The sequence below is a fragment of the Corynebacterium silvaticum genome, from assembly GCF_004382825.2.
In the GTDB taxonomy this organism is placed as follows: Bacteria; Actinomycetota; Actinomycetes; order Mycobacteriales; family Mycobacteriaceae; genus Corynebacterium; species Corynebacterium silvaticum.
This window is the reverse complement of record NZ_SDQO02000001.1, coordinates 309,094-329,183: the sequence shown is the minus strand read 5'-3', so window position 1 is coordinate 329,183 and position 20,090 is coordinate 309,094. Positions and strand designations below refer to the sequence as shown.

The following is a 20,090-nucleotide window of genomic DNA, read 5'->3' as shown; positions in this document are numbered from 1 at the left end:
CACAGCCGAACCTTCACTATTAATCATCGGTCTATTTAGTACCGAACTGCGTTGTAATAAGGCATGTAATCGATGGGAGACTCAGAAAGCGGAGTTCCTTCAGTCAAGGCATGAATAACAGTGCCATTGCCGGTATAGATTCCAACGTGGGAAGCGCCAGAGTAGAAAGCGATAATGTCGCCAGGCTGAAGATCCTGTCGAGCAACCTTTGTTCCACCTGCAGCCTGTGCGTAGGAAGTACGAGGGATGGACTTGCCGATCTGCGCGTATGCCCATGAGGTCAAACCAGAGCAGTCGAAAGCGCTAGGACCTGCAGCACCCCAGACGTAAGGGGAACCAATCTTGGAACGTGCAGCATCAACCACGGCCTGGCCGGAAGAAGTTGCCGGAGAAGAGCTGATGGTAGGAACATTTACCAGTGCAGAGTAGTTAGCGTTCCCACCCTGTCCCTGCAGAGAAGGAATCCACTGATCGCTACCCGGAACGTTTGCAATGCCAGGTACATTTTCAATTCCCTGAACCTCAAACTTGATTCCTGTGTTAGGAACTACAACCTCAGCGGCATGTGCCTGTCCGGTAAGAGTTGCGGTGGCACCCACCACGACAGCAGAAGCTGCTGCATTACGTGCGGTGTTCTGATTGCTGCGACGGTGCTTAGCCACGAAAGAAACTCCAAATCCTTATCGGTCTGCCACATAGTGGCTGCTTTCCCTTTTCAAGGAAGCAGGCGACCCTATCTTCAAGTACGTGCAGCCCCATCACACGGGACCAACTCAAATGTCTCGATTAGGTTACGAAACGGCAACGCTTCATGTCCACCCATCAACAAAGATCCACACGTTATAAAACCGTTACTTAACAAACGTCTCCATTCCTTAAATTTAGATAAGTTCACCCCCACTGACGGCAGGCAGTGGCATTGAGTGGCAAAATCCCCCCATCGAACTGCACTAATAGGAACTTCCTTTAGAAGCGAAAAACACCCCAACCCCCCACCACACTTTCGCCACAATCGCCGAAATATAAATATGTATGATCCCGGTCACGTTTTGTAATTTTCTCCATATCCAAGGTCACCAATACCGTTTTCCCCACGGGAAAAAGCGCAGTATGTCATCCATTTCCCCTACGTAAAGACGCCTCTCACGTAACTAAAGCATCAAAAGTAACAGCCACTACATAGCATTCCGAGACACTTGAAGCACTTAGGTCACATCAATAACTAGATAAGCCACGTAATAATGAGGAACCAACAACACAGACTTCAGCGTTATTACGCTTGTGCCCCTGGCTGTTTTATCTCCCCCTCCTGCAGTCGCGTCTTCTGCGTTGTCTCCTTATATATAAGGAGTAATCCTATAAAGACGACAGTGGCCTTCCCGTTAACCAGGAAGGACACTGTCGTATTCGAGAACGTTTTAGGGCTAGTCTTTCTCTACCCCATCTTTGATGCGATTCTGTTTCTGCAGATTCTCATACATTTCAACTTCTTCACGATGATTCTCATGCTCAATTTCATCGTATTTCGCCGCGATAGACTCCGAATCTGGAGTGAAGAATGAACCACGGCCAGGGCTTCCGCCGAAGCCAAGCTGGTTGAGCTGCTTAGGAACAGCAGCACCAGCGTATGGAAGCGGAATTGGGTGTCCATGCTCGTCGACTGGGCCGAGCGGCTGGTGAACCTCTACAAAGGCACCGTTAGGCATGATCTTGATAACGCCGGTTTCAATACCATGCTCCAGAACCTCACGGTCAGAGCGCTGCAGAGCAAGGCAGATCCTGTAGGTGATGAAGTAAGCCAACGGGGGAAGAACAATCAGACCGATACGTCCAACCCATGTCATAGCATTCAGGGAAACCTGGAAGTGGTACGCGAATAGGTCGTTACCACCAGAGAGCGTGAGCAAGAAGTAGAAGACAATTGCCATCACGCCAAGGGACGTGCGCACCGGAACGTCGCGGGGACGCTGCAACAGGTTGTGGTGGGCGTCGTCGCCAGTGATCTTCTTCTCGATGAACGGGTAAGCCACGAGCAGTGCGACAAGGACACCACAAAGAAGGGCAACCCAGAAAGCACCAGGGATCGTGTAGTTACCAAAGTAGAGTTCCCAAGCCGGCATCACACGCGCTGCACCGTCAGTCCACAGCATGTAAATATCAGGCTGCGAACCAGCTGAAACCTGTGACGGGTTATAAGGACCCAGGTTCCAAATAGCGTTGATAGAGGTCAAACCAGCCAAGAGTGCCAAGAAACCGAAGGTAACCAAACCGAAGGAGGTGGTCTCCAGGATGAAGACCGGCAGGATACGAACGCCGACGACGTTATTCTCTGTGCGACCAGCACCCGGGAACTGAGTGTGCTTTTGGTACCACACCAAAGCAAGGTGAGCCGCAATCAGGCCAAGGATGATGCCTGGAATGATGAGCACGTGTGCGATGTAGAAGCGGTCGAGCATCAAATCAGATGGGAAGTCTCCACCGAAGATCAACCAGTGCAACCAGGTACCGATGATGGGGAGAGCCAAAATGATGGCAGACATAATGCGCAGACCGACGCCGGAAAGCAGGTCATCAGGAAGGGAGTAACCCATGAAGCCTTCCGCCATGCCCAAGAACAAAAGCACGCAGCCAATGATCCAGTTAGCTTCACGCGGGCGCCGGAACGCACCGGTAAAGAAGATGCGGAGCATGTGAACCGTCATGGAAACCATAAAGGTCAACGCAGCCCAGTGGTGCATCTGGCGGATGAAGAGACCACCGCGCACCTCGAAGGAAAGGTTCAGCGCGGTCTCGTATGCACGAGACATTTCCACACCATTCAAAGGCAAGTAAGCGCCTTCATAGATGACCTTGGTGATGGAAGGGTCAAAGAAAAGTGTTAGGTATACGCCGGTCAGCAACAGGATAACGAAGCTGTAGAGAGCGATCTCGCCGAGCATGAAAGACCAATGCGTCGGGAATACCTTATTAATTTGACGACGAATACCAGCAGCAGCTGTGTATCGAGAGTCAATATTATTGCCAATGTCAGCTAGTTTGTTGCTCATGAACGACGCTCCCAGAATGCCGGGCCGACAGGTTCAACAAAGTTTCCTGCGGCAATGAGGTAACCCTCTTCGTCAACGGTAATCGGCAGCTGAGGCAAAGCACGGGCGGCTGGGCCGAAGACCGGCTTGCCGTAATGCAATGCATCGAACTGCGACTGGTGGCACGGGCAAAGGATGCGGTTCGTCTGAGCCTCGTAGAGGGACGTCGGGCAACCAATGTGCGTGCAGATCTTGGAGTAGGCGTAGTAATCGCCGTAGTGGAACTCTTCCTGTCCTTCACGCTCAACAACTTTTTGAGCATCAGAAGCACGAAGACGAATAAGCATGACTGCGTTTCGAGGGCCGTGAATCGAGTGCATCTGCTCCGTGTACACGTCAGCGTTTGCACTGTACTTATCGCCATCGTTAACCAGCTCTTCTGGGAGCGGGAAAACGGTTTCCATTGCAGCAGCAGACAGATCTTCCGGACGCATACGAACCAGGCGGCTAACGCCGTGCGTCGTGTAGTGCGTGCCAACAGAGGTGCTGTGCTTCTCAGCGGTCGTTCCGGTGTCGCGCCCTAGGTAAAGCTTCACGCCTTTCTCATGCAACGTCCAACCGGAGGTCCACAGGGTTCCGTCACCCTGAATGCCTAGCTCGCCCTTCTTCCATGGGTTTTTCACCATGCCGCCGAGCGGAGCAACAATAACTAGTCCCGCAAGGAGTCCGCCGACGCCAAGCATCGACTTGAGCACTTTACGACGCCCCAAGGTGGAGGTTTCCCAAGAATCATTGAGCAGTGCGGTGATCGTACGACGATCCACTTCTTCCGAAGGTCCATCGTGGCGACGCTGTACAGAGATCTCTGCAGGGATGATGTTCTTGATGCAAATGATCACGCCGAAGCCCAGTGCCAAAATGGCAAGACCTGCGGTCAAACCAAGCAGCGGAGTATACAGCGTGTAGGTCCACAATCCGTCATCGCCGAGGCCTTTATAGTGCCATGGCCAGAACAGGTAAATAGCCAAGTATGCCAAGGCTGAGACGATGCCGATGCCGAACCAAACGCCAACTTTTATAGAAGCACGCTTGGAAGCCGGATCGCCCTCAACTGGAAAACGCTCTTTACGATAAGCAACAGTCACACCGTCGAGCTCTGTACCCAAACGTGCTAGCTCGTCGTTAGACATCGCTTCTAGTTCTTGCGTTGTGTATTTCTTTTCATTGCTATTGCTCATGAGCGAGATCCAATCCACAGAGCAGCGGCCACCAAGACCACGATTCCAACGAGCCACATCAACATGCCTTCAGAGACTGGGCCTAGGCCGCCCAAGTTCCAGCCGCCTGGGCTAGGTGTCTCTTTAGCAGACTTGATGTAAGCAATAATGTCTTTCTTCTCATCAGCGGAGAGCTGACGATCCGAGAACTTAGGCATGTTCTGAGGACCAGTAAGCATTGCCTGGTAGATTTCCTGCTCATTTGCAGGGTCTAGAACAGGTGCGTATTTACCACTAGAAAGTGCGCCACCGCGCCCCGTGAAGTTGTGGCAAGAAGCGCAATTCAAACGGAAGAGATCCGAGCCGCGAGCGACATCGGCTGGATCGATCTTTCCGTTGTAGTTAGCGCCACGAAGAGTATCTAGTGCGACAGAGCCGTCCTCGTTGTATACGATGCCGGGGCCGCCACCGTTAGCCTCAACGTATGCGGCCAACGCTAGGGTCTGTGCTTCAGAGTAGCGTGGAGCCTTGCGCATGGCCTGCGCCTCATTGCGCAGCATTGGCATACGTCCAGAATGAACCTGGAAGTACGTTGCACCGGAGCCAACACCAATCAGCGAAGGACCCCGGTCTTTCACGCCTTGGAGGTTTGCGCCATGGCAGGTGATACAAGCAACGTCATAAAGGTCCTTACCTTCCTGAATCATTGCTTGCTCGTCTTGGCGCGCCGTAGCTACCTGAGCGTCAGGCGTCACAGCGTTAACTAAAAGTCCGGTACCGGTAAGGCCAACAGCTAGCGCTAAAGCACCAACAGCAGTCCGGCGCACCTTGCGGCGTGCTCGAACTTTCTTGGCCTTGGAGACTGAAGCTGAGGGTACTTCTACCGCTTCAGTCTTGTTCTGGGTGGTATCCATCATTTCCCTTAATGTTCTCGAATACGGAAAGTGAGGGGCTATCTCAGTTCATATAACCGGATTGAGCGGTTATATGAGCCAAGACCGCCTATTGAATGAAGTAGATCGTGATGAACAGGCCGATCCAGACCACGTCAACGAAGTGCCAGTAATAGGACACCACCATCGCAGCAGTCGCCTGTGCAGGTGTGAACTTCGACTTAGAAATGCGAAGCAACACAACCACAAATGCCAAAACACCCGCAAGCACGTGTGCTGCATGGAAGCCCGTGGTGATGTAGAACGCAGAACCGTACACACTGCTCGGGATCGTCATTCCATGCTCGATCAAGTGGTAGTACTCATAGCTCTGACCGAGCAAGAAGATTGCTCCCAGCAAAATGGTCAGAGAGAACCAACGACGAAGACCAAAAACATCTCCGCGTTCCGCCGCGAACACGCCAAACTGAGCCGTCACAGAGGAGGACACCAAGATAGCGGTGATCACCAATGCGTAAGGCACGTTGAGGTGCGCAGCTCCTTCTTTCCAAGAGCCATTACCAATTCCATTTGCACGCGAGGTGAAGTACATCGCGAACAAACCGGCGAAGAACATTAATTCCTGGGACAGGAACACAATCGTGCCGACACTGACCATATTTGGCCGGTTCAGTGCCGCAACACGCTGCGGTGCTGCCATATCTTTGTTTCCTATTGCGCTCGTCACGTTAATTAGTATGGTCGTTTCTTCCGATCAAGTCACATTCTGCCCCCGCCTTTTTTAGGTCCTCATTTCTTGCACATAGCAATATTTTTCTGTTCCACAGCCCACAGTTTTTCTTAGACACAACGGGAACTAAACACCCTTTCCATACGAGGGAGGGTTTCCGCAGGTCACCACAGTAGAAACCTGAAGGTTGCCCAGTTTTTCCCACAAGCCCTTTCCCCGGCCTCAGGCGTAGTTCTCTTCAGTTTTATTTTTCCCTCTATTTGCCTGAGAGATATTTCACATTCCAAAGAGAAGGCATCTGCCAAGGTTGCAACTTTAGTATGACCCCCAACTACCTGCGCTTTTATGCGCAATATCGGATAGTCTGACGCTTTTTGCCCCTTTAAAATTATTTTTAACCCCGCGGGAACTTTTCCCACCCATCGACAGTGTCTTTAATCAGACAGCCGAGATACAAAGATAAAACCCGATCCCCACCCGTCATAACGACAGTGGGGATCGGGTTTATTTTTCTAAGGAAAGTGCGCCTCGGGTACGACCAAAAGCGGAAGGCTAACTATACAACTAGTGCTTTTCTTTTGGCATACCGTACTGAAGGTTCAGCATGGTTGTGGTGTAGATAAGCAATGCCGCACCAACTGCAATGAGCCAGTAGTGAAGGAAGATAACGCCAAAGCCAAGAACAGCAATGGCACCACTCATAGCCGCAGGCCAGATAGAGCTAGGGCTAAAGAATCCGAGAGTTCCAGCAGCATCTGCAACCTCAGCCTCTTCCCAGTCCTCAGGAAGGATGTCAATGCGGTTTTCAGTAAAGTGCAGGTACCCGCCCAACATCAGGGTGAGTAGCGTCGCCAGAATCAGCGAAACTCCACCAGCCCATTCAAAACCAGGGTGGCTACCAGAATCCCTAACGTACATTGTGGCAAAAACATAGATCACTGACATGACGGCAAGGAACGTTGCCATCGAATACATGATCTTGGATGTAGCTTTCATGTTCTCTACTTCTCCTTGTTCCTACGCAGCGGGGCTGGTCTTATCAAAGTTGTCGCCATCACGCGTAGCACGCTCAGAGTTGAACGGGTGCGTGGTGGTTGCGTAGGGCTCCTCTCCAATGCTCTTGAGAGCATCAGAGTTTGTAGCCTGCGGATTGCTATTACGGAAAGAGATGTACTGCTTGAACTTCTCTGGAGTGACTACGCGAATCTCAAAGTTCATCATTGCGTGGTAGGTGCCACACATCTCCGCACAGCGACCCACGAACGCACCAGTCTTTTCGATCTTTGCGATCTGGAAACGACGCTGCTGCTTGTTCTGCTCCGGGTGGTTGTACACGTCACGCTTGAACAAGAACTCTGGAACCCAGAATGCGTGGGAGACATCGGCAGAAGCCAAGTCAAACTGAATTGCGGTGTCACTTGGGAGAACCAACACTGGGATCTCTTCAGAAGTACCCAAAGTCTCAATCTTGTTGAAGTGGAGGTAAGACGTGTCAGTCTTAGACATTCCGTTGATTGGGTTCTTGCCGTTAGGGTCTACCTTGCTTGCCTCGGCTGCAGCCTGGCGAGCTTCGTCGACACCCTTATATTCAGCACCGGTGGGCGAAAACTCGGCAGCAATATCCGAGTAGCCAAACTTCCAGTTCCACTGATAGGCAGTAACGTCCACGGTGACCTTAGGATCTTTATCCATCGCGGTTACCTTGTCCTGGGTCTGGACGGTGAAGAAGAAGAGGCCCATAACAATAACGATCGGGATTATCGTTAGCACCAGTTCCAACGGAATGTTGTACTGAGTCTGACGAGGGAACTCATCTTTGCCGGCCTTCTCCGCACGCTTAGCACTCCATGCGAACATGCCGTAGATGAAAAGCCCCCACATGATGAAGCCGATGATCCAGGCAGCTACCCAGACCCAGACCCAGAAGTTATACATCGAAGTAGCTTCGGGCGTAACGCCTTCTGGCCAACCAAAGGCTAGAGCTTTACCCAAAACACCGCCTGGTGCATCTACGTCACATCCCGCAAGGGTAAGGCCACCAAAGCCGATGGCGCCACCAAGCAATGCTTTGCGCCCAATGCCACGCTTTTGCTGCTGTTCCACGCGCGTTTGCCTTCCTGTCGCACTTATTTCCTTGGAGTCTTAGGCCATCCGTAACTCATCAGATTCTGATTGGGGACAGTCCAAAACCCACGCCTATTAGTGCAGGATAGTCCACCCCTCTTTGTTTTCCTGAATGTCATGGCACGCTCTCCCCCTTCTTCTCACTGTATTTTCTCCGAGAACCTTCGGGTTTCCTAGGAAAATCCACCCCAGTAGCACAGATCACGCCGGAATATAGTGCCCCAAATCACAGGAACTAAACGGGCAATCAACCTTATGTATACCCTCCCCAAGAAAACAGCACGTTAGTGCCCCAAAAAACCGTTTCCGCTTAAGCCGCAGCACGGAAAAATAAGAGAAATCAGGAACGCCTCCAAGTCCCCTCCCCCGGGATTTAAGAGCGTTTTCGCTCACATTCCACAGAGCTGATCGTCGCAATACCTTCTACAACCCCAACGGGGTACCCTTAGACAGCTAAGTACTTTGTTCATATATAAGAAGGAGCGGCGAACTATGTGCGGACTTCTTGGCATGCTTACGAGCACAAGGGATGCCCAAAGGTACGTCCCAGCCATCGAAAAATCGCTACCGTGTATGCGTCACAGGGGGCCAGACGAAGCCGGAACGTGGCATGACGAGCAAGCCGTCTTTGGGTTCAATCGCCTTTCTATCATCGATCTCGAACACTCCCATCAGCCACTGAAATGGGGACCACAAGACCAGGCCGATCGTTATGCGATGACGTTTAACGGCGAAATTTATAACTATGTGGAGCTCAGGGCAGAGCTACAGGAACTCGGCTACACCTTTAATACTTCAGGCGATGGCGAGACCATTGTCGTCGGCTATCACCACTGGGGTGCGGACGTCGTCCAGCACCTGCGTGGCATGTTTGGCTTTGCCATTTGGGATTCCCAGGAAGAAAAACTCTTCCTCGCCCGCGATCAATTCGGCATCAAGCCGCTGTATTACGCAACCACAGATGCCGGAACCATGTTCTCTTCGGAGAAGAAATGCATTTTGGAGGCCGCCGAGGATCTGGGTCTAGATCTCAGCCTTGATCAACGGGCTATTGAGCACTACGTTGACCTGCAGTACGTACCAGAGCCAGAGAGCCTTCACACGCACATCCGCCGGCTCGAATCGGGTTGCTACGGGGAGCTTGTCCCCGGCGGCAAGGTCAAGCAGACTCGTTATTTCCGCCCCCAATTCCCAGCACAGGAAGTTCCCAAGGGCAAGGAACAAGATCTTTTTGATCGAATCGCTCGCGCGTTAGAGGACAGCGTCGAAAAGCATATGCGTGCCGACGTCACCGTCGGGTCCTTCCTCTCCGGCGGCATCGATTCCACTGCGATAGCTACATTGGCCAAGCGCCATAACCCTAATTTGTTGACCTTCACCACTGGCTTTGAGCGGGAGGGCTACTCAGAGGTTGATGTTGCTGCTGAGTCTGCGGCTGCGATCGGCGTGGAACACATCGTTAAAGTTGTGTCGCCAGAGGAATACGCCAACGCCATCCCTCAGATCATGTGGTACTTGGACGACCCCGTGGCCGATCCTTCCCTTGTTCCGCTCTTCTTTGTGGCTCAAGAAGCTAGGAAGCACGTCAAGGTTGTCCTCTCCGGCGAGGGCGCGGACGAGCTTTTCGGCGGCTACACGATTTATAAAGAGCCGTTGTCTCTCGCTCCCTTTGAAAAAATCCCGATTCCGCTACGTCGAGGACTAGGGCAACTCGCAAAGGTCTTCCCCGAGGGAATGCGTGGCAAATCCTTGCTGGAACGCGGTTCCATGCCGATGGAAGAACGCTACTATGGCAACGCCCGCTCCTTTAACTTTGAGCAGATGCAACGCGTTCTGCCTTGGGCCAAGAAGGAATGGGACCACCGTGAAGTAACAGCCCCGATCTACGCTCAGTCCACGCATATGGATCCGGTCGCGCGCATGCAGCACCTTGATCTATTTACCTGGATGCGCGGCGATATTTTGGTTAAAGCCGACAAAATCAATATGGCGCATTCCCTTGAGCTCCGCGTTCCGTTCTTGGATAAAGAAGTGTTTGCCGTAGCTGAAACTATCCCCCATAGTTTGAAAGTCACGCAGGGCACCACCAAATACGCACTACGTAAGGCAATGGAACAGATCGTTCCGCCACATGTCTTGCACCGTAAGAAGCTCGGTTTCCCCGTTCCTATGCGCCATTGGCTAGCCGGCGATGAACTATTCGGCTGGGCCCAAGACACCATTACGGAGTCCCTCACAGACCATATCTTTGATAAGAAGGCCGTCTTGGACATGCTCAATGAGCATCGTGCAGGAGCCAGCGATCATTCTCGTAGGCTATGGACTGTGCTTGCCTTCATGGTGTGGCATGGAATCTTTATAGAGAACCGAATCGATCCTGGAATCGAGAAAAAGGATTATCCGGTCTACCTCTAACGGTAGAATAGTGGGGCGCCCCTCGCGCCGCGGTGGGATTAGACGGTAGTTCATCTAATCCCACCGCCCATTTTTCTTTCTACCTGGGACTTTCTCCCTTTTCTTGGTCTTTTGCGGCTCAGACAAACGTAGCTAGGAAAAGCAAAAATCCTCCTAATCGTGAATGCATCACCGTTAGGAGGATTTTTTATAACCGGCATTATCTCCCACTAAAAGGGGTATTATGCCAAAAATCAGTTGAATGAGTCTCCACAAGCGCAGGAGCCGTCTGCGTTGGGGTTGTCAATGGTAAAGCCCTGCGACTCAATCGTGTCCGCAAAATCAATGGTTGCCCCGGCGAGGTAGGGAACCGACATCTTGTCTACAACAAGACGGACGCCATCGATAACGTCGACCTTATCGCCATCGAGGTCCCGGTCGTCGAAGTACAGCTGATAGCGCAAGCCTGCACAGCCACCGGGTTGCACTGCAATACGCAGAGACAAATCGGTGCGTCCCTCCTGCTCAAGGAGCGCCTTGGCTTTGGCAGCTGCGGCTGCGCTGAGGATAACGCCTGTGTTGGAGGTTGTAGGTGCAGTCATCATGTCTCCTTATTCGAGTTCTCCGCCGCTGCGGTTACTCGGTTTCATTCTTTCGTGTTCGTGTAGATGTGTGCAGTGTCCGCACCATGCGGCAGTCCACCCCATGTGGTAGACGCTGCGCACCCTGACAGAACCCACAACAGGTTCCCTTACTTACAACAAGTACGGCTGTCATCTTCTACAAGAAGCTATAGCCGACAACTATACCCTCTATTTTCAGCGATTGAGTCCGGCAAAATCCGACATGGAGTTTATCTCCGCCACGACTCTGCTGGCTCCTATAAAAGAACTACACATCGCCATATTTTATTCCAAAGCTTTAAGCACTCGTGGAACCAAGGACTTCCCAAGACATCTCCGGGATCTCCCCACGCATGATATGCAGATCATACAAGGCCCGTGATATATCGCTCTACCTGGCGTTTTTAACCTCTTATAGGCACCCTACACACAATGGTTACTTCCGCGTTCCACTTTTATGGCGATACCTTGTAGCCTAGTAACCGTGAAATTACCTTGGAACAAAGACTCCTCTCAAGATTCTGCCAGTACTGGTACCTCCTCATCGGCAGCTACAGCGGCTTCTTCGGCCTCTTCGACTTCTCATAATTCAGGTCTCGGCGATGCCGCGAATCGTTCCAAGGCTTATACACCTAAAAAAGGCCACGCTACTCCTTCTCGCAAGCAGTCTCAGGCACATCCGGGAACCTTCGAGGCTCGTTTTGGTGCTCGCGAAGGCTACGGAGAATCGCGCAAGAAGCGCAAGGAGCTCAAAGCTTCCATGACCAAGGAGGAGTGGAAGGCTTATAAACGGGAGCGCGCGGACGAAGGCAAGCAGCGACGTCGAGAAGCTCAAGCTGCCATGGATCGTGGCGATGAGCGCTACCTCCTACAGCGCGACCGCGGCGAAGAGCGTCGTTATGTCCGCGATCTCGTAGACTCCAAGCGCTACATCGGCAACTTTGTTATGCCCCTTGCCCTGATTCTTCTTGTCATTCTCTTTATCGGACGATGGGTACCGGCATTTGCTAGCGCAATGTCCTTTGTAGCGCTCATCTTCATCGCTTCCTTTGCCATCGAGGCCATCGTGCTCGGTAGAAAAACAGCCCGAGCGGTGCGCGAACGCTTCCCTGATACCTCTGAAACAGGCTTTGGTATCGGCGCCTACGCATACGGCCGTGTAACCCAGCCACGACGCTGGCGCACACCAAAACCACAGGTCAGCATCGGTGACACGGTAGCGTAATTCCGTGCGTAGTTTGGTTTTGGGAGGGGCCCGTTCCGGCAAGTCTGCTTTTGCGGAGGCACTTGTGGGGGCGGGCTCTTGCCGTTATGTGGCAACGGCCCGCCCCTACGGTGATGACAACTTTGATGCGGATTTCCAACGCCGGATTTCCCAGCACGTGCAACGCCGCCCACCACACTGGGTCACAGAGGATCGCGCAGACCTCTGTGAGGTTCTCTCCCCCGCATATCTGCGGCAACACACAGAGCATTCTTTGCTTGTCGACGACCTCGGCACATGGCTTACCCATCTCATTGATACTAAAAATGCCTGGGATTCCCCTGCTGGCAGCACCACTTTGGAATCAGTGCGTCTGGCAGATTTGCTCCGAGTCTTCCCCACCGACCGCGACGTGGTTCTTGTCACTCCTGAGGTGGGAATGGGCATTATCCCCGAGCATCATTCAGCCAGGTTATTCCGGGATGAGATAGGCAGGCTTAATCACATGATTGCGGATGTCTGCGATCGAGTGTTCCTTGTTATAGCCGGACAACCATTACAGTTAAAAAGCGTTCTTTGACGTTACGTACTACATCGCGATAGCCAAACACATGGGAGTGCAACAACATGCAGCCATCCGATTTCTTTCCCAAGATCGATGCCCCGAGTTCCGAGGTAGCGGATCAGGCACGAGCTTTCCAGCTCACGCTCACTAAACCAACGGGTTCGCTGTCACGCTTGGAGGATCTTGGGGTATGGCTCAGCGCCTGCCAGGGGCAGGTTCCTCCTAAAAAAATCGTGCGCCCTCGCATGGTGGTCTTTGCTGGCGACCACGGCATCGCTACCAATAATGTCTCCCCCTATCCCATCGAGGTATCAATCCAAATGGCGGAAAATATCCGCAATGGTGGTGCCGGGATCAACGCAGTGGCACATTCTTCCGGCATTAGCGTACGCGTTGCCGATATTTCTTTAAACCACGATGTTTGGGACGATGAAAGGGTGTCGCGTTCTTGCGGGTCTATTGACCGGGAGGACGCGATGACGCAGGATCAGCTGGTACGCGCCATTGAGATAGGAAAGCGCATCGCAGATCAGGAAGTCGATTCCGGCGCGGACGTCCTCATGGCAGGAGACCTCGGCATTGGCAATACCACACCCTCTGCCGTGATCATCGGATTGTTGGCTAATCAAGAACCGGTGGTGGTCACGGGCCGCGGCTCAGGCGTTGATGATGAGGGCTGGAAGCGAAAAGTCTCTGCCGTCCGCGATGCAATGTTCCGTGCCCGCGATTTGCGCTATACCCCGCTGCTCATGATGCAAAAGGTTACTTCGCCTGAGTTGGTCGCTATGGGTGCCTTCATCGCGCAGGCTGCTGTACGCCGCACGCCCGTGCTTCTCGACGGCGTCGTGGTCACCGCCGCAGCCATGCTTGCGGAGCAGCTTGCTCCCGGTGCCAGAAAATGGATGCAGGCAGGGCACCTTTCAGCAGAACCTGCCCACCGCTTTGCGCTTAACTATTTAGGGCTTGAGCCACTACTGACCTTGGGCCTGCGACTAGGAGAAGGTTCCGGAGCTGCTGCGGCTTTCCCGCTGCTTCGCATCAGCGCAGACATTATGAATGACATGGCTAATTTTGATAGCGCTGGGGTCTTCGGGGCAGACGCTGTTCCCACCAACCGTATGGGTTAATACACTGCTCAAAGCCCTTTGAGGCCTGTGGTAATTGGTTCCTGCCAGCCTAAGTATTCAGTGTGCACCCTTCACACAGAAAGTTGGTTTCTCACAATGTCGGGCAAAGTCGGATTTGTGGAAGGCGAACATCGTCCTGCGATTATCGAGGGCCCGCTCACTGCCTTAAGCTGGCTCACCATTCTGCCGGTTCAGGGAGCCACAGCCTTTGACCGCATCACTGGTGGACGGGTGTTGGCCTCAGTCCCCCTTATCGGTATTTTGCTCGGGGCTCTTGGCACTACGTTGGCGGGACTAGGCGTTCACTTCCACATCACGCCCTTTTTAATCGCAGTTGTGATTGTTTGTTTCTGGGAACTTTTCACACGATTCATGCACCTTGATGGACTCGCAGACGTAGCCGATGCGCTAGGCAGCTACGCGCCCCCTGAGCGAGCGAGGGAAATTATTGCGGACCCGACCACCGGGCTTATCGGAATGGGCGCTGCTTTTATCTCGTTGACGCTTCAAATCGCGAGCTTTGACGCCCTCATCGAACGAGGCTATTGGTGGATGATTTTCTTTGCACCGATGATCGGCAGACTATGCGCAATCTTTGGTGCGCATTCCTCTTTAAACCCGATGCAACCGACTGGATTTGGCGCCATGATGATCGGTACAGTCCCTACGGCCACAATCGCGATATGGTTCAGCATTATTTCTGCAGTGTCCGTGTCCATCCCGCTGTTCGTCGGAAGCCCCGTCATAGCTGTAGTCGTCATCATCGCCCTCCTACTCAGCATCGGTGTTGCCGTGATAGAGATCAGGCATTGCAGCCGGCGTTTTGATGGGATGAACGGAGACACCACCGGCTTTATTATGCATTCTTGTACAGCAGCATCGGCGGTTTTCTTAGCTATCGGGGTATGCGTTATCTAAGTGCTCCCCTTTTCCCCGGATTTCTTCAGCGGGAATGCATAAGCCATAAGCCGAAGCTCTTCTCTGCACCGACTTATGGCCCAAACGTCCCCGGACCTATATCAGTGTGTGCATCCATTCATGGGGATCGGCTACCGTGCCACGCTGGATTCCTGTGAGTATGTCGCGCAGCTTCATAGTGATATCGCCAGCGACATTGTGGTTGACTTCAAAGTCACCGTGGTTTGACTTAACAAATCCCACGGGGGTGATCACCGCAGCAGTGCCGCAAGCAAACGCCTCTCGCATGGAGCCGTTTGTGGCCGTCTCCTGCCATTCTTCCGTAGAGATAAGACGCTCTTCTGTGGTGTACCCCAGGTCGCGAGCGATCTGCAGGAGGGAATCACGCGTGATTCCCGGCAAGAGCGAGCCAGAGAGCTGAGGGGTAACGATGTGAGGAGCGGATTCCTCACCCATGACAAAGAAGAGGTTCATTCCGCCCATTTCTTCGATGTAACGGTGCTCGTGAGCATCCAGCCACACCACTTGGTCGCAGCCCTTATCTGCGGCCTGAGCTTGAGCTACCAGAGATGCCGCATAGTTGCCCGCGAACTTTGCAGCGCCCGTACCGCCGGGGCAAGCACGAACATAGTCCTCGGAGAGCCACACCGATACCGGTTTGATGCCACCCGAAAAATACGCGCCGGCTGGCGACGCAATCACCACGTAGCGGTAGGAGCTCGAAGGATGCACTCCGAGTGTCGCCTCAGTAGCGATCATAAACGGCCGCAGGTACAAAGCTTCCTCGCCCCCAGCTACTGGCACCCAGTCACGATCAATGTCTACGAGCTGACGCAGCGACTCAACAAACACCTCCGTGGGGAGTTCCGGCATGGCCATGCGCTCTGCGGAACGCTGGAATCGAGCAGCATTGGCCTCCGGCCTGAAGGTCTTAATCGTGCCATCGGCATGACGGTACGCTTTAATGCCCTCAAAAATCGCCTGACCGTAGTGCAAGACGCTGGTGGCAGGATCAAGAGTAAGTGGCGCATAAGGAACAACCTGTGCGTCATGCCACCCCTGCTCTGCGTCCCAGTCAATGGTCACCATGTGATCAGTGAAGCGCTTACCAAAACCTGGGTTAGCAAGGATATCCGCAAGTTCTTCGGCGGAAGTCGGAGATTCGGTTTTATGGATGCTGAAGTTGAGAGACGTCATGACCCAAAGGTACACCCCACATTGCTCTGCTCAATTGGATAGTCTGATAAATAACGTTTTCCACGCGGTCTTAAAGGCCTCGTTACCAACTTTTGGAGGTACTAAACTTTGAGCACTCAGTTTTCACTTGCGTCCCGTGGCTCTGCGACAGAACTTGCGCTCGCAAAGAAGCTTCCCGACGACACCACTGCCCTTGTAGTTGCGCTCTTCGCCGGCGAGGACGGTTTGGAGTTTGCTGCGACTGGGCTTTTTGATGACGACCTAGAGGTGGCAATCTGGGAGCTCTTTAGCGCTGTTGGTGCAACCGGTAAGGCGGGAGAAATCCACCGAGTTCCTTCTATCGAAGGCATTGAAGTGGACTTCATCGTCGGCGTAGGCCTAGGCGACAACGACAAGCTCGACGACGAGGCTCTGCGTCGTGCCGCTGGCACCGCGGCTCGTTCCTTGGTCGGAGTGGACTCCGTAGCAACCACCCTCGGCACTTTTGGTCTGCGCGCAGCAGTAGAGGGCTTTGCACTGGGAGCTTATGACTACAAGGGCATCCGTTCTAAGTCCGCGGAAGCTGTCGCAGCCAAGAAGCCGGTAGGCAAGGTCACCTTCTTGTCCCTGGGCGATAAGAAAACCGCCAAGGTGGAATTCCAGGCCGCGCAGATCACGGCAGAATCCGTCATGTTCGCCCGTGATTTGGTCAACGCACCGTCCTCTCACCTCTACCCCGAGTCCTACGCTGAGATCATCAAGAAGGAAGCAGAAGGCCACGGCATCGACGTGGAGATCCTCGATGAAAAGAAACTCGAAAAATTGGGCTTCGGCGGCATCCTTGCGGTCGGCAACGGTTCTGCACGCAAGCCACGCCTTGTGCGGCTAACCTGGGATCCCAAGAAAGCCAAGAAGAGCGTTGCGCTGGTCGGAAAGGGAATTACCTTTGACACCGGTGGAATTTCGCTCAAGCCTGGTGCTGGCATGGATGACATGATCTCCGACATGGGCGGTTCCGCTGCAGTCGTGGCAACCGTCATCGGCGCAGCCCGCCTGGACCTCAAGGTGAAGATCACAGCGACGATCCCACTCGCAGAAAATATGCCCAGCGGGGATGCTTATCGACCAGGCGACGTTATCACCCATTACGGCGGAATTACCTCGGAGATCCTCAACACCGATGCAGAGGGCCGTCTTGTGCTTTCCGACGCCATCGCGCGGGCATGCGAGGATAAGCCCGACTACCTGATCGATACTGCAACACTCACCGGCGCACAGCTCGTGGCCCTTGGCGACCGCACGGCTGGTGTCATGGGCTCTGACGCTTTCCGTGACCGCATCGCAGAAATCGGTCGCTCCGTCGGCGAGCAGGCCTGGGCTATGCCGCTTCCGGAAGAGCTCGGCGAAGCAATCAAGTCCCCTGTTGCGGATATTCGCAACATCACCAAGTCACGCTCTGGCGGCATGCTAGCCGCAGGATGGTACCTCAGCCATTTTGTTGCAGAAGGTATCAACTGGGCCCACGTAGACATTGCTGGCCCGGCATACAACAGCGCAGGGGTGTATGGCTACACCCCGAAGCGTGCAACAGGTGTGCCGGTGCGCACCTTCCTAGCGGCTCTTGCAGAAATTTCTGAGGAAAAGTAGCTCGCATATTCCGCTGATGGTCGAGGCAGTCGCCTGGCCGTCATCGGTTTTTTCTTCCCTTGAATATTCGATTCTTGGGTTCAAGAGGGGCGTCGACACGCTATAAACGGCTAAGAGTTGGTGTCGTTGTCTTTTTCAAACTGCGCACGCCGGAGTCGTTGTTCTTCGCGTTTACGCAAAATCCTGTCACGCTCAATTTTTTCCCGCATGCGCTGCGGGTACCCAGTTTCTTCCACGTCATACACGGGAATTCCCAGTTCTTTTGCTACGACGTCGATGCCTTTAGGGCCGCCAATCCTACGTCGCGTGAAATCGCCCGTAATGTCCACAAGCACCATCGACATCTCGTTGACAATGGTCTCAGGCTCCACAAAACCCTCAACCACTGCGCGCGACTCGCTCCATTGTTTGAGGTAGAGCAAGTCTTTTTCACGAACAGTGTCGCCCGGCCCTCGGGGCGGTTTGATGTTAGATCTGGGGGTCTTTCGTCCGAAAAAATTGAACACAGAAGTTCATTGTAGGGGCAAAATCTACAGAGAATCCCCCCTTAACATCACATCTGTTTGGGTTAGGCGGTACGCTCGTTAGGTATTAGCTTTTTGATCTACACGACTTTCGAGGAGTCTAAACACTATGGCGCACTCCGTTGAAATGCCTGAGCTGGGCGAATCCGTCACTGAGGGAACAATTACTCAGTGGCTCAAGTCTGTCGGCGACACCGTCGACGTTGACGAGCCGTTGCTCGAGGTTTCCACTGACAAGGTTGACACCGAGGTTCCTTCCCCAGTTGCGGGCGTTCTGTTGGAGGCTCGCTTCGACGAAGACGACACCGTTGATGTCGGCGAGGTTATCGCTATCATCGGTGAGGAAGGCGAGGCTCCTGCAGCTGGCAATTCCGATGAGAAGAAGGAAGAGCCAAAGGAAGAAGAACCAGCCAAGGAAGCACCCAAGAGCTCCGGTTCCTCCACCGACGTGGTCATGCCAGAACTCGGCGAATCCGTCACCGAAGGAACAATCACCCAATGGCTCAAGTCTGTCGGCGACACCGTCGACGTTGACGAGCCGTTGCTCGAGGTTTCCACCGACAAGGTAGACACCGAGGTCCCTTCCCCCGTTGCAGGCACCATCCTAGAAGTCCTCTTCAACGAAGACGACACCGTTGACGTCGGCGAGGTCATCGTCCGCATCGGCGAACCAGGCTCCGAACCAGAAACCAAGGCAGAACCCGCCAAGGAAGAGCCTAAGCAAGAGGAAGCACCTGCTAAGGAGGCTGCAAAGCCAGTCAATAACCAGAATGTTCCTTACGTGACTCCGTTGGTTCGCAAGCTTGCAGACAAGCACGGCGTTGACCTCAATGCAATCGAAGGAACTGGTGTTGGCGGTCGCATCCGTAAGCAGGATGTCCTCGCCGCAGCCGGCCAAGGATCTGAGCCAGCTCCAGCGGCAGCTCCTGCTGCCGCGGCTAAGGATCCTCGCGCTAACTGGTCTACCAAGAGCGTTGATTCTGCAAAGGCAGAGCTCATTGGTACCACCAAGAAGGTCAACCGCATCCGCGAGATTACGGCCAAGAAGATGGTTGAGGCACTGCAGATTTCTGCACAGCTCACTCACCTTCAAGAGGTCGATATGACCAACGTTGCAACGCTGCGCAAGGAAAGTAAGCCGGCGTTCATCGAAAAGTATGGTGCTAACCTGACCTACCTGCCGTTCTTTGTTAAGGCAGTGGTTGAGGCTCTGGTCCTACACCCGAACGTGAATGCGTCCTACAACGCTGCAACCAAGGAGATCACCTACCACTCCGACGTCAATGTGGCGATCGCAGTGGATACCGAGCGCGGCCTGCTTACTCCTGTGATTCACAAGGCTCAGGAGCTTACGCTGCCAGAGATCGCTCAGGCTATTGCTGATCTGGCTGATCGTGCCCGCAACAATAAGCTGAAGCCAAATGACCTCTCCGGTGCAACCTTCACCGTGACCAACATTGGCTCCGAGGGCGCTTTGGCTGACACCCCGATCTTGGTTCCGCCACAGGTCGGTATCTTGGGCACTGCTGCAATCCAGAAGCGCCCCGTAGTGATCACTGAAAACGGTTCGGACGCCATCGCGATTCGCCAGATGTGCTACATCCCGTTCTCTTATGACCACCAGATCGTAGACGGTGCTGATGCAGGTCGCTTCACCGCAACGATTAAGGATCGTTTGGAAAAGGCTAAGTTCCAGGACGACCTCAACCTCTAGGACAACGTTCTAAAGCACCTGCGGTTCCGCGACTAGCGGTTCCGTTGGTGTTCAGGCGGCAGCCCGACTCTCTTCTTCCAGGGGAGTCGGGCTGCCGCCTTTCTTTGATCCCTGCGAGCACAATTCTCGTTTTTGAGAACGCTAGAAATGACAACCTGCAGTTTTCTGGACGCATAAGGCCTAGCGTTCTCAAAAACGACAATCAGAG

17 protein-coding genes are annotated in these 20,090 nt (G+C 53.5%); 7 read left to right on the top strand and 10 right to left on the bottom strand.

All coding sequences use genetic code 11. The features are described from left to right. Positions 1–35 precede the first annotated feature (35 nt). The 7 genes from ET810_RS01580 to ctaC form a co-directional block, all read right to left on the bottom strand. Complete coding sequence (locus tag ET810_RS01580; RefSeq protein WP_087454290.1) at positions 36–662, bottom strand: C40 family peptidase; 627 nt, start codon at positions 660–662, stop codon at positions 36–38. A gap of 762 nt (positions 663–1,424) precedes the next feature. Then, entirely contained in the window at positions 1,425–3,047 is a 1,623-nt protein-coding gene (qcrB, locus tag ET810_RS01575; RefSeq protein ID WP_087454291.1) for a cytochrome bc1 complex cytochrome b subunit, read from the bottom strand. Beyond that, positions 3,044–4,264 (bottom strand): cytochrome bc1 complex Rieske iron-sulfur subunit, encoded by a 1,221-nt coding sequence (gene qcrA, locus ET810_RS01570; RefSeq protein WP_087454292.1) that lies wholly within the window; start codon positions 4,262–4,264, stop codon positions 3,044–3,046. Before qcrA ends, qcrB begins: the two co-directional genes overlap by 4 nt. Beyond that, the gene (gene qcrC, locus ET810_RS01565; RefSeq protein WP_013911895.1) at positions 4,261–5,157 is read right to left on the bottom strand and encodes a cytochrome bc1 complex diheme cytochrome c subunit; all 897 of its coding nucleotides are present in this window, start codon (positions 5,155–5,157) and stop codon (positions 4,261–4,263) included. The genes qcrA and qcrC overlap by 4 nt, the downstream gene beginning before the upstream one ends. 88 nt (positions 5,158–5,245) lie before the next feature. Next, positions 5,246–5,863, bottom strand: coding sequence for an aa3-type cytochrome oxidase subunit III (gene ctaE / locus ET810_RS01560; protein ID WP_087454293.1), 618 nt, complete (start codon positions 5,861–5,863; stop codon positions 5,246–5,248). A 567-nt stretch (positions 5,864–6,430) separates the two neighbouring features. Then, complete coding sequence (ctaF, locus tag ET810_RS01555; RefSeq protein WP_087454294.1) at positions 6,431–6,862, bottom strand: aa3-type cytochrome oxidase subunit IV; 432 nt, start codon at positions 6,860–6,862, stop codon at positions 6,431–6,433. Between the two features lie 21 nt (positions 6,863–6,883). After that, the gene (ctaC, locus tag ET810_RS01550) at positions 6,884–7,969 is read right to left on the bottom strand and encodes an aa3-type cytochrome oxidase subunit II (protein WP_087454295.1); all 1,086 of its coding nucleotides are present in this window, start codon (positions 7,967–7,969) and stop codon (positions 6,884–6,886) included. Between the two features lie 513 nt (positions 7,970–8,482). Between ctaC and asnB the strand changes: the two genes are divergently transcribed. Further along, positions 8,483–10,405 (top strand): asparagine synthase (glutamine-hydrolyzing), encoded by a 1,923-nt coding sequence (asnB, locus tag ET810_RS01545; protein ID WP_087454296.1) that lies wholly within the window; start codon positions 8,483–8,485, stop codon positions 10,403–10,405. 233 nt (positions 10,406–10,638) lie between these two features. On the opposite strand, the gene ET810_RS01540 is transcribed toward asnB, so the two are convergent. Further along, positions 10,639–10,986 (bottom strand): HesB/IscA family protein, encoded by a 348-nt coding sequence (locus tag ET810_RS01540; RefSeq protein WP_087454297.1) that lies wholly within the window; start codon positions 10,984–10,986, stop codon positions 10,639–10,641. 505 nt (positions 10,987–11,491) lie between these two features. Between ET810_RS01540 and ET810_RS01535 the strand changes: the two genes are divergently transcribed. The 4 genes from ET810_RS01535 to ET810_RS01520 all read left to right on the top strand — a co-directional run bounded on the left by ET810_RS01535 (position 11,492) and on the right by ET810_RS01520 (position 14,821). Beyond that, positions 11,492–12,232, top strand: a complete 741-nt coding sequence (locus tag ET810_RS01535) for a DUF3043 domain-containing protein (RefSeq protein WP_087454298.1) — start codon at positions 11,492–11,494, stop codon at positions 12,230–12,232. 4 nt (positions 12,233–12,236) lie between these two features. Then, positions 12,237–12,791: a bifunctional adenosylcobinamide kinase/adenosylcobinamide-phosphate guanylyltransferase gene (locus ET810_RS01530; protein ID WP_087454299.1), complete on the top strand. Its 555-nt coding sequence runs from the start codon at positions 12,237–12,239 to the stop codon at positions 12,789–12,791. A 47-nt stretch (positions 12,792–12,838) separates the two neighbouring features. Next, positions 12,839–13,903: a nicotinate-nucleotide--dimethylbenzimidazole phosphoribosyltransferase gene (gene cobT / locus ET810_RS01525; protein WP_087454300.1), complete on the top strand. Its 1,065-nt coding sequence runs from the start codon at positions 12,839–12,841 to the stop codon at positions 13,901–13,903. A 96-nt stretch (positions 13,904–13,999) separates the two neighbouring features. Beyond that, complete coding sequence (locus ET810_RS01520) at positions 14,000–14,821, top strand: adenosylcobinamide-GDP ribazoletransferase (RefSeq protein WP_087454301.1); 822 nt, start codon at positions 14,000–14,002, stop codon at positions 14,819–14,821. Positions 14,822–14,917: 96 nt separating this feature from the next. On the opposite strand, the gene ET810_RS01515 is transcribed toward ET810_RS01520, so the two are convergent. Beyond that, positions 14,918–16,018 carry a branched-chain amino acid aminotransferase gene (locus ET810_RS01515; RefSeq protein WP_134315963.1) on the bottom strand — a complete coding sequence of 367 codons (1,101 nt, stop codon included), beginning with the start codon at positions 16,016–16,018 and terminating at the stop codon, positions 14,918–14,920. Between the two features lie 108 nt (positions 16,019–16,126). Between ET810_RS01515 and ET810_RS01510 the strand changes: the two genes are divergently transcribed. Further along, the gene (locus ET810_RS01510; RefSeq protein ID WP_087454302.1) at positions 16,127–17,644 is read left to right on the top strand and encodes a leucyl aminopeptidase; all 1,518 of its coding nucleotides are present in this window, start codon (positions 16,127–16,129) and stop codon (positions 17,642–17,644) included. A 110-nt stretch (positions 17,645–17,754) separates the two neighbouring features. Here ET810_RS01510 and ET810_RS01505 read toward each other — a convergent pair whose 3' ends face one another. Then, a complete protein-coding gene (locus ET810_RS01505; protein WP_087454303.1) occupies positions 17,755–18,150 on the bottom strand; it encodes an oxidoreductase in 396 nt (131 codons plus the stop codon). Positions 18,151–18,277: 127 nt separating this feature from the next. On the opposite strand from ET810_RS01505, the gene sucB reads away from it, so the two are divergent. Continuing rightward, positions 18,278–19,882: a 2-oxoglutarate dehydrogenase, E2 component, dihydrolipoamide succinyltransferase gene (gene sucB, locus ET810_RS01500; protein ID WP_134315964.1), complete on the top strand. Its 1,605-nt coding sequence runs from the start codon at positions 18,278–18,280 to the stop codon at positions 19,880–19,882. Positions 19,883–20,090: the final 208 nt, after the last annotated feature.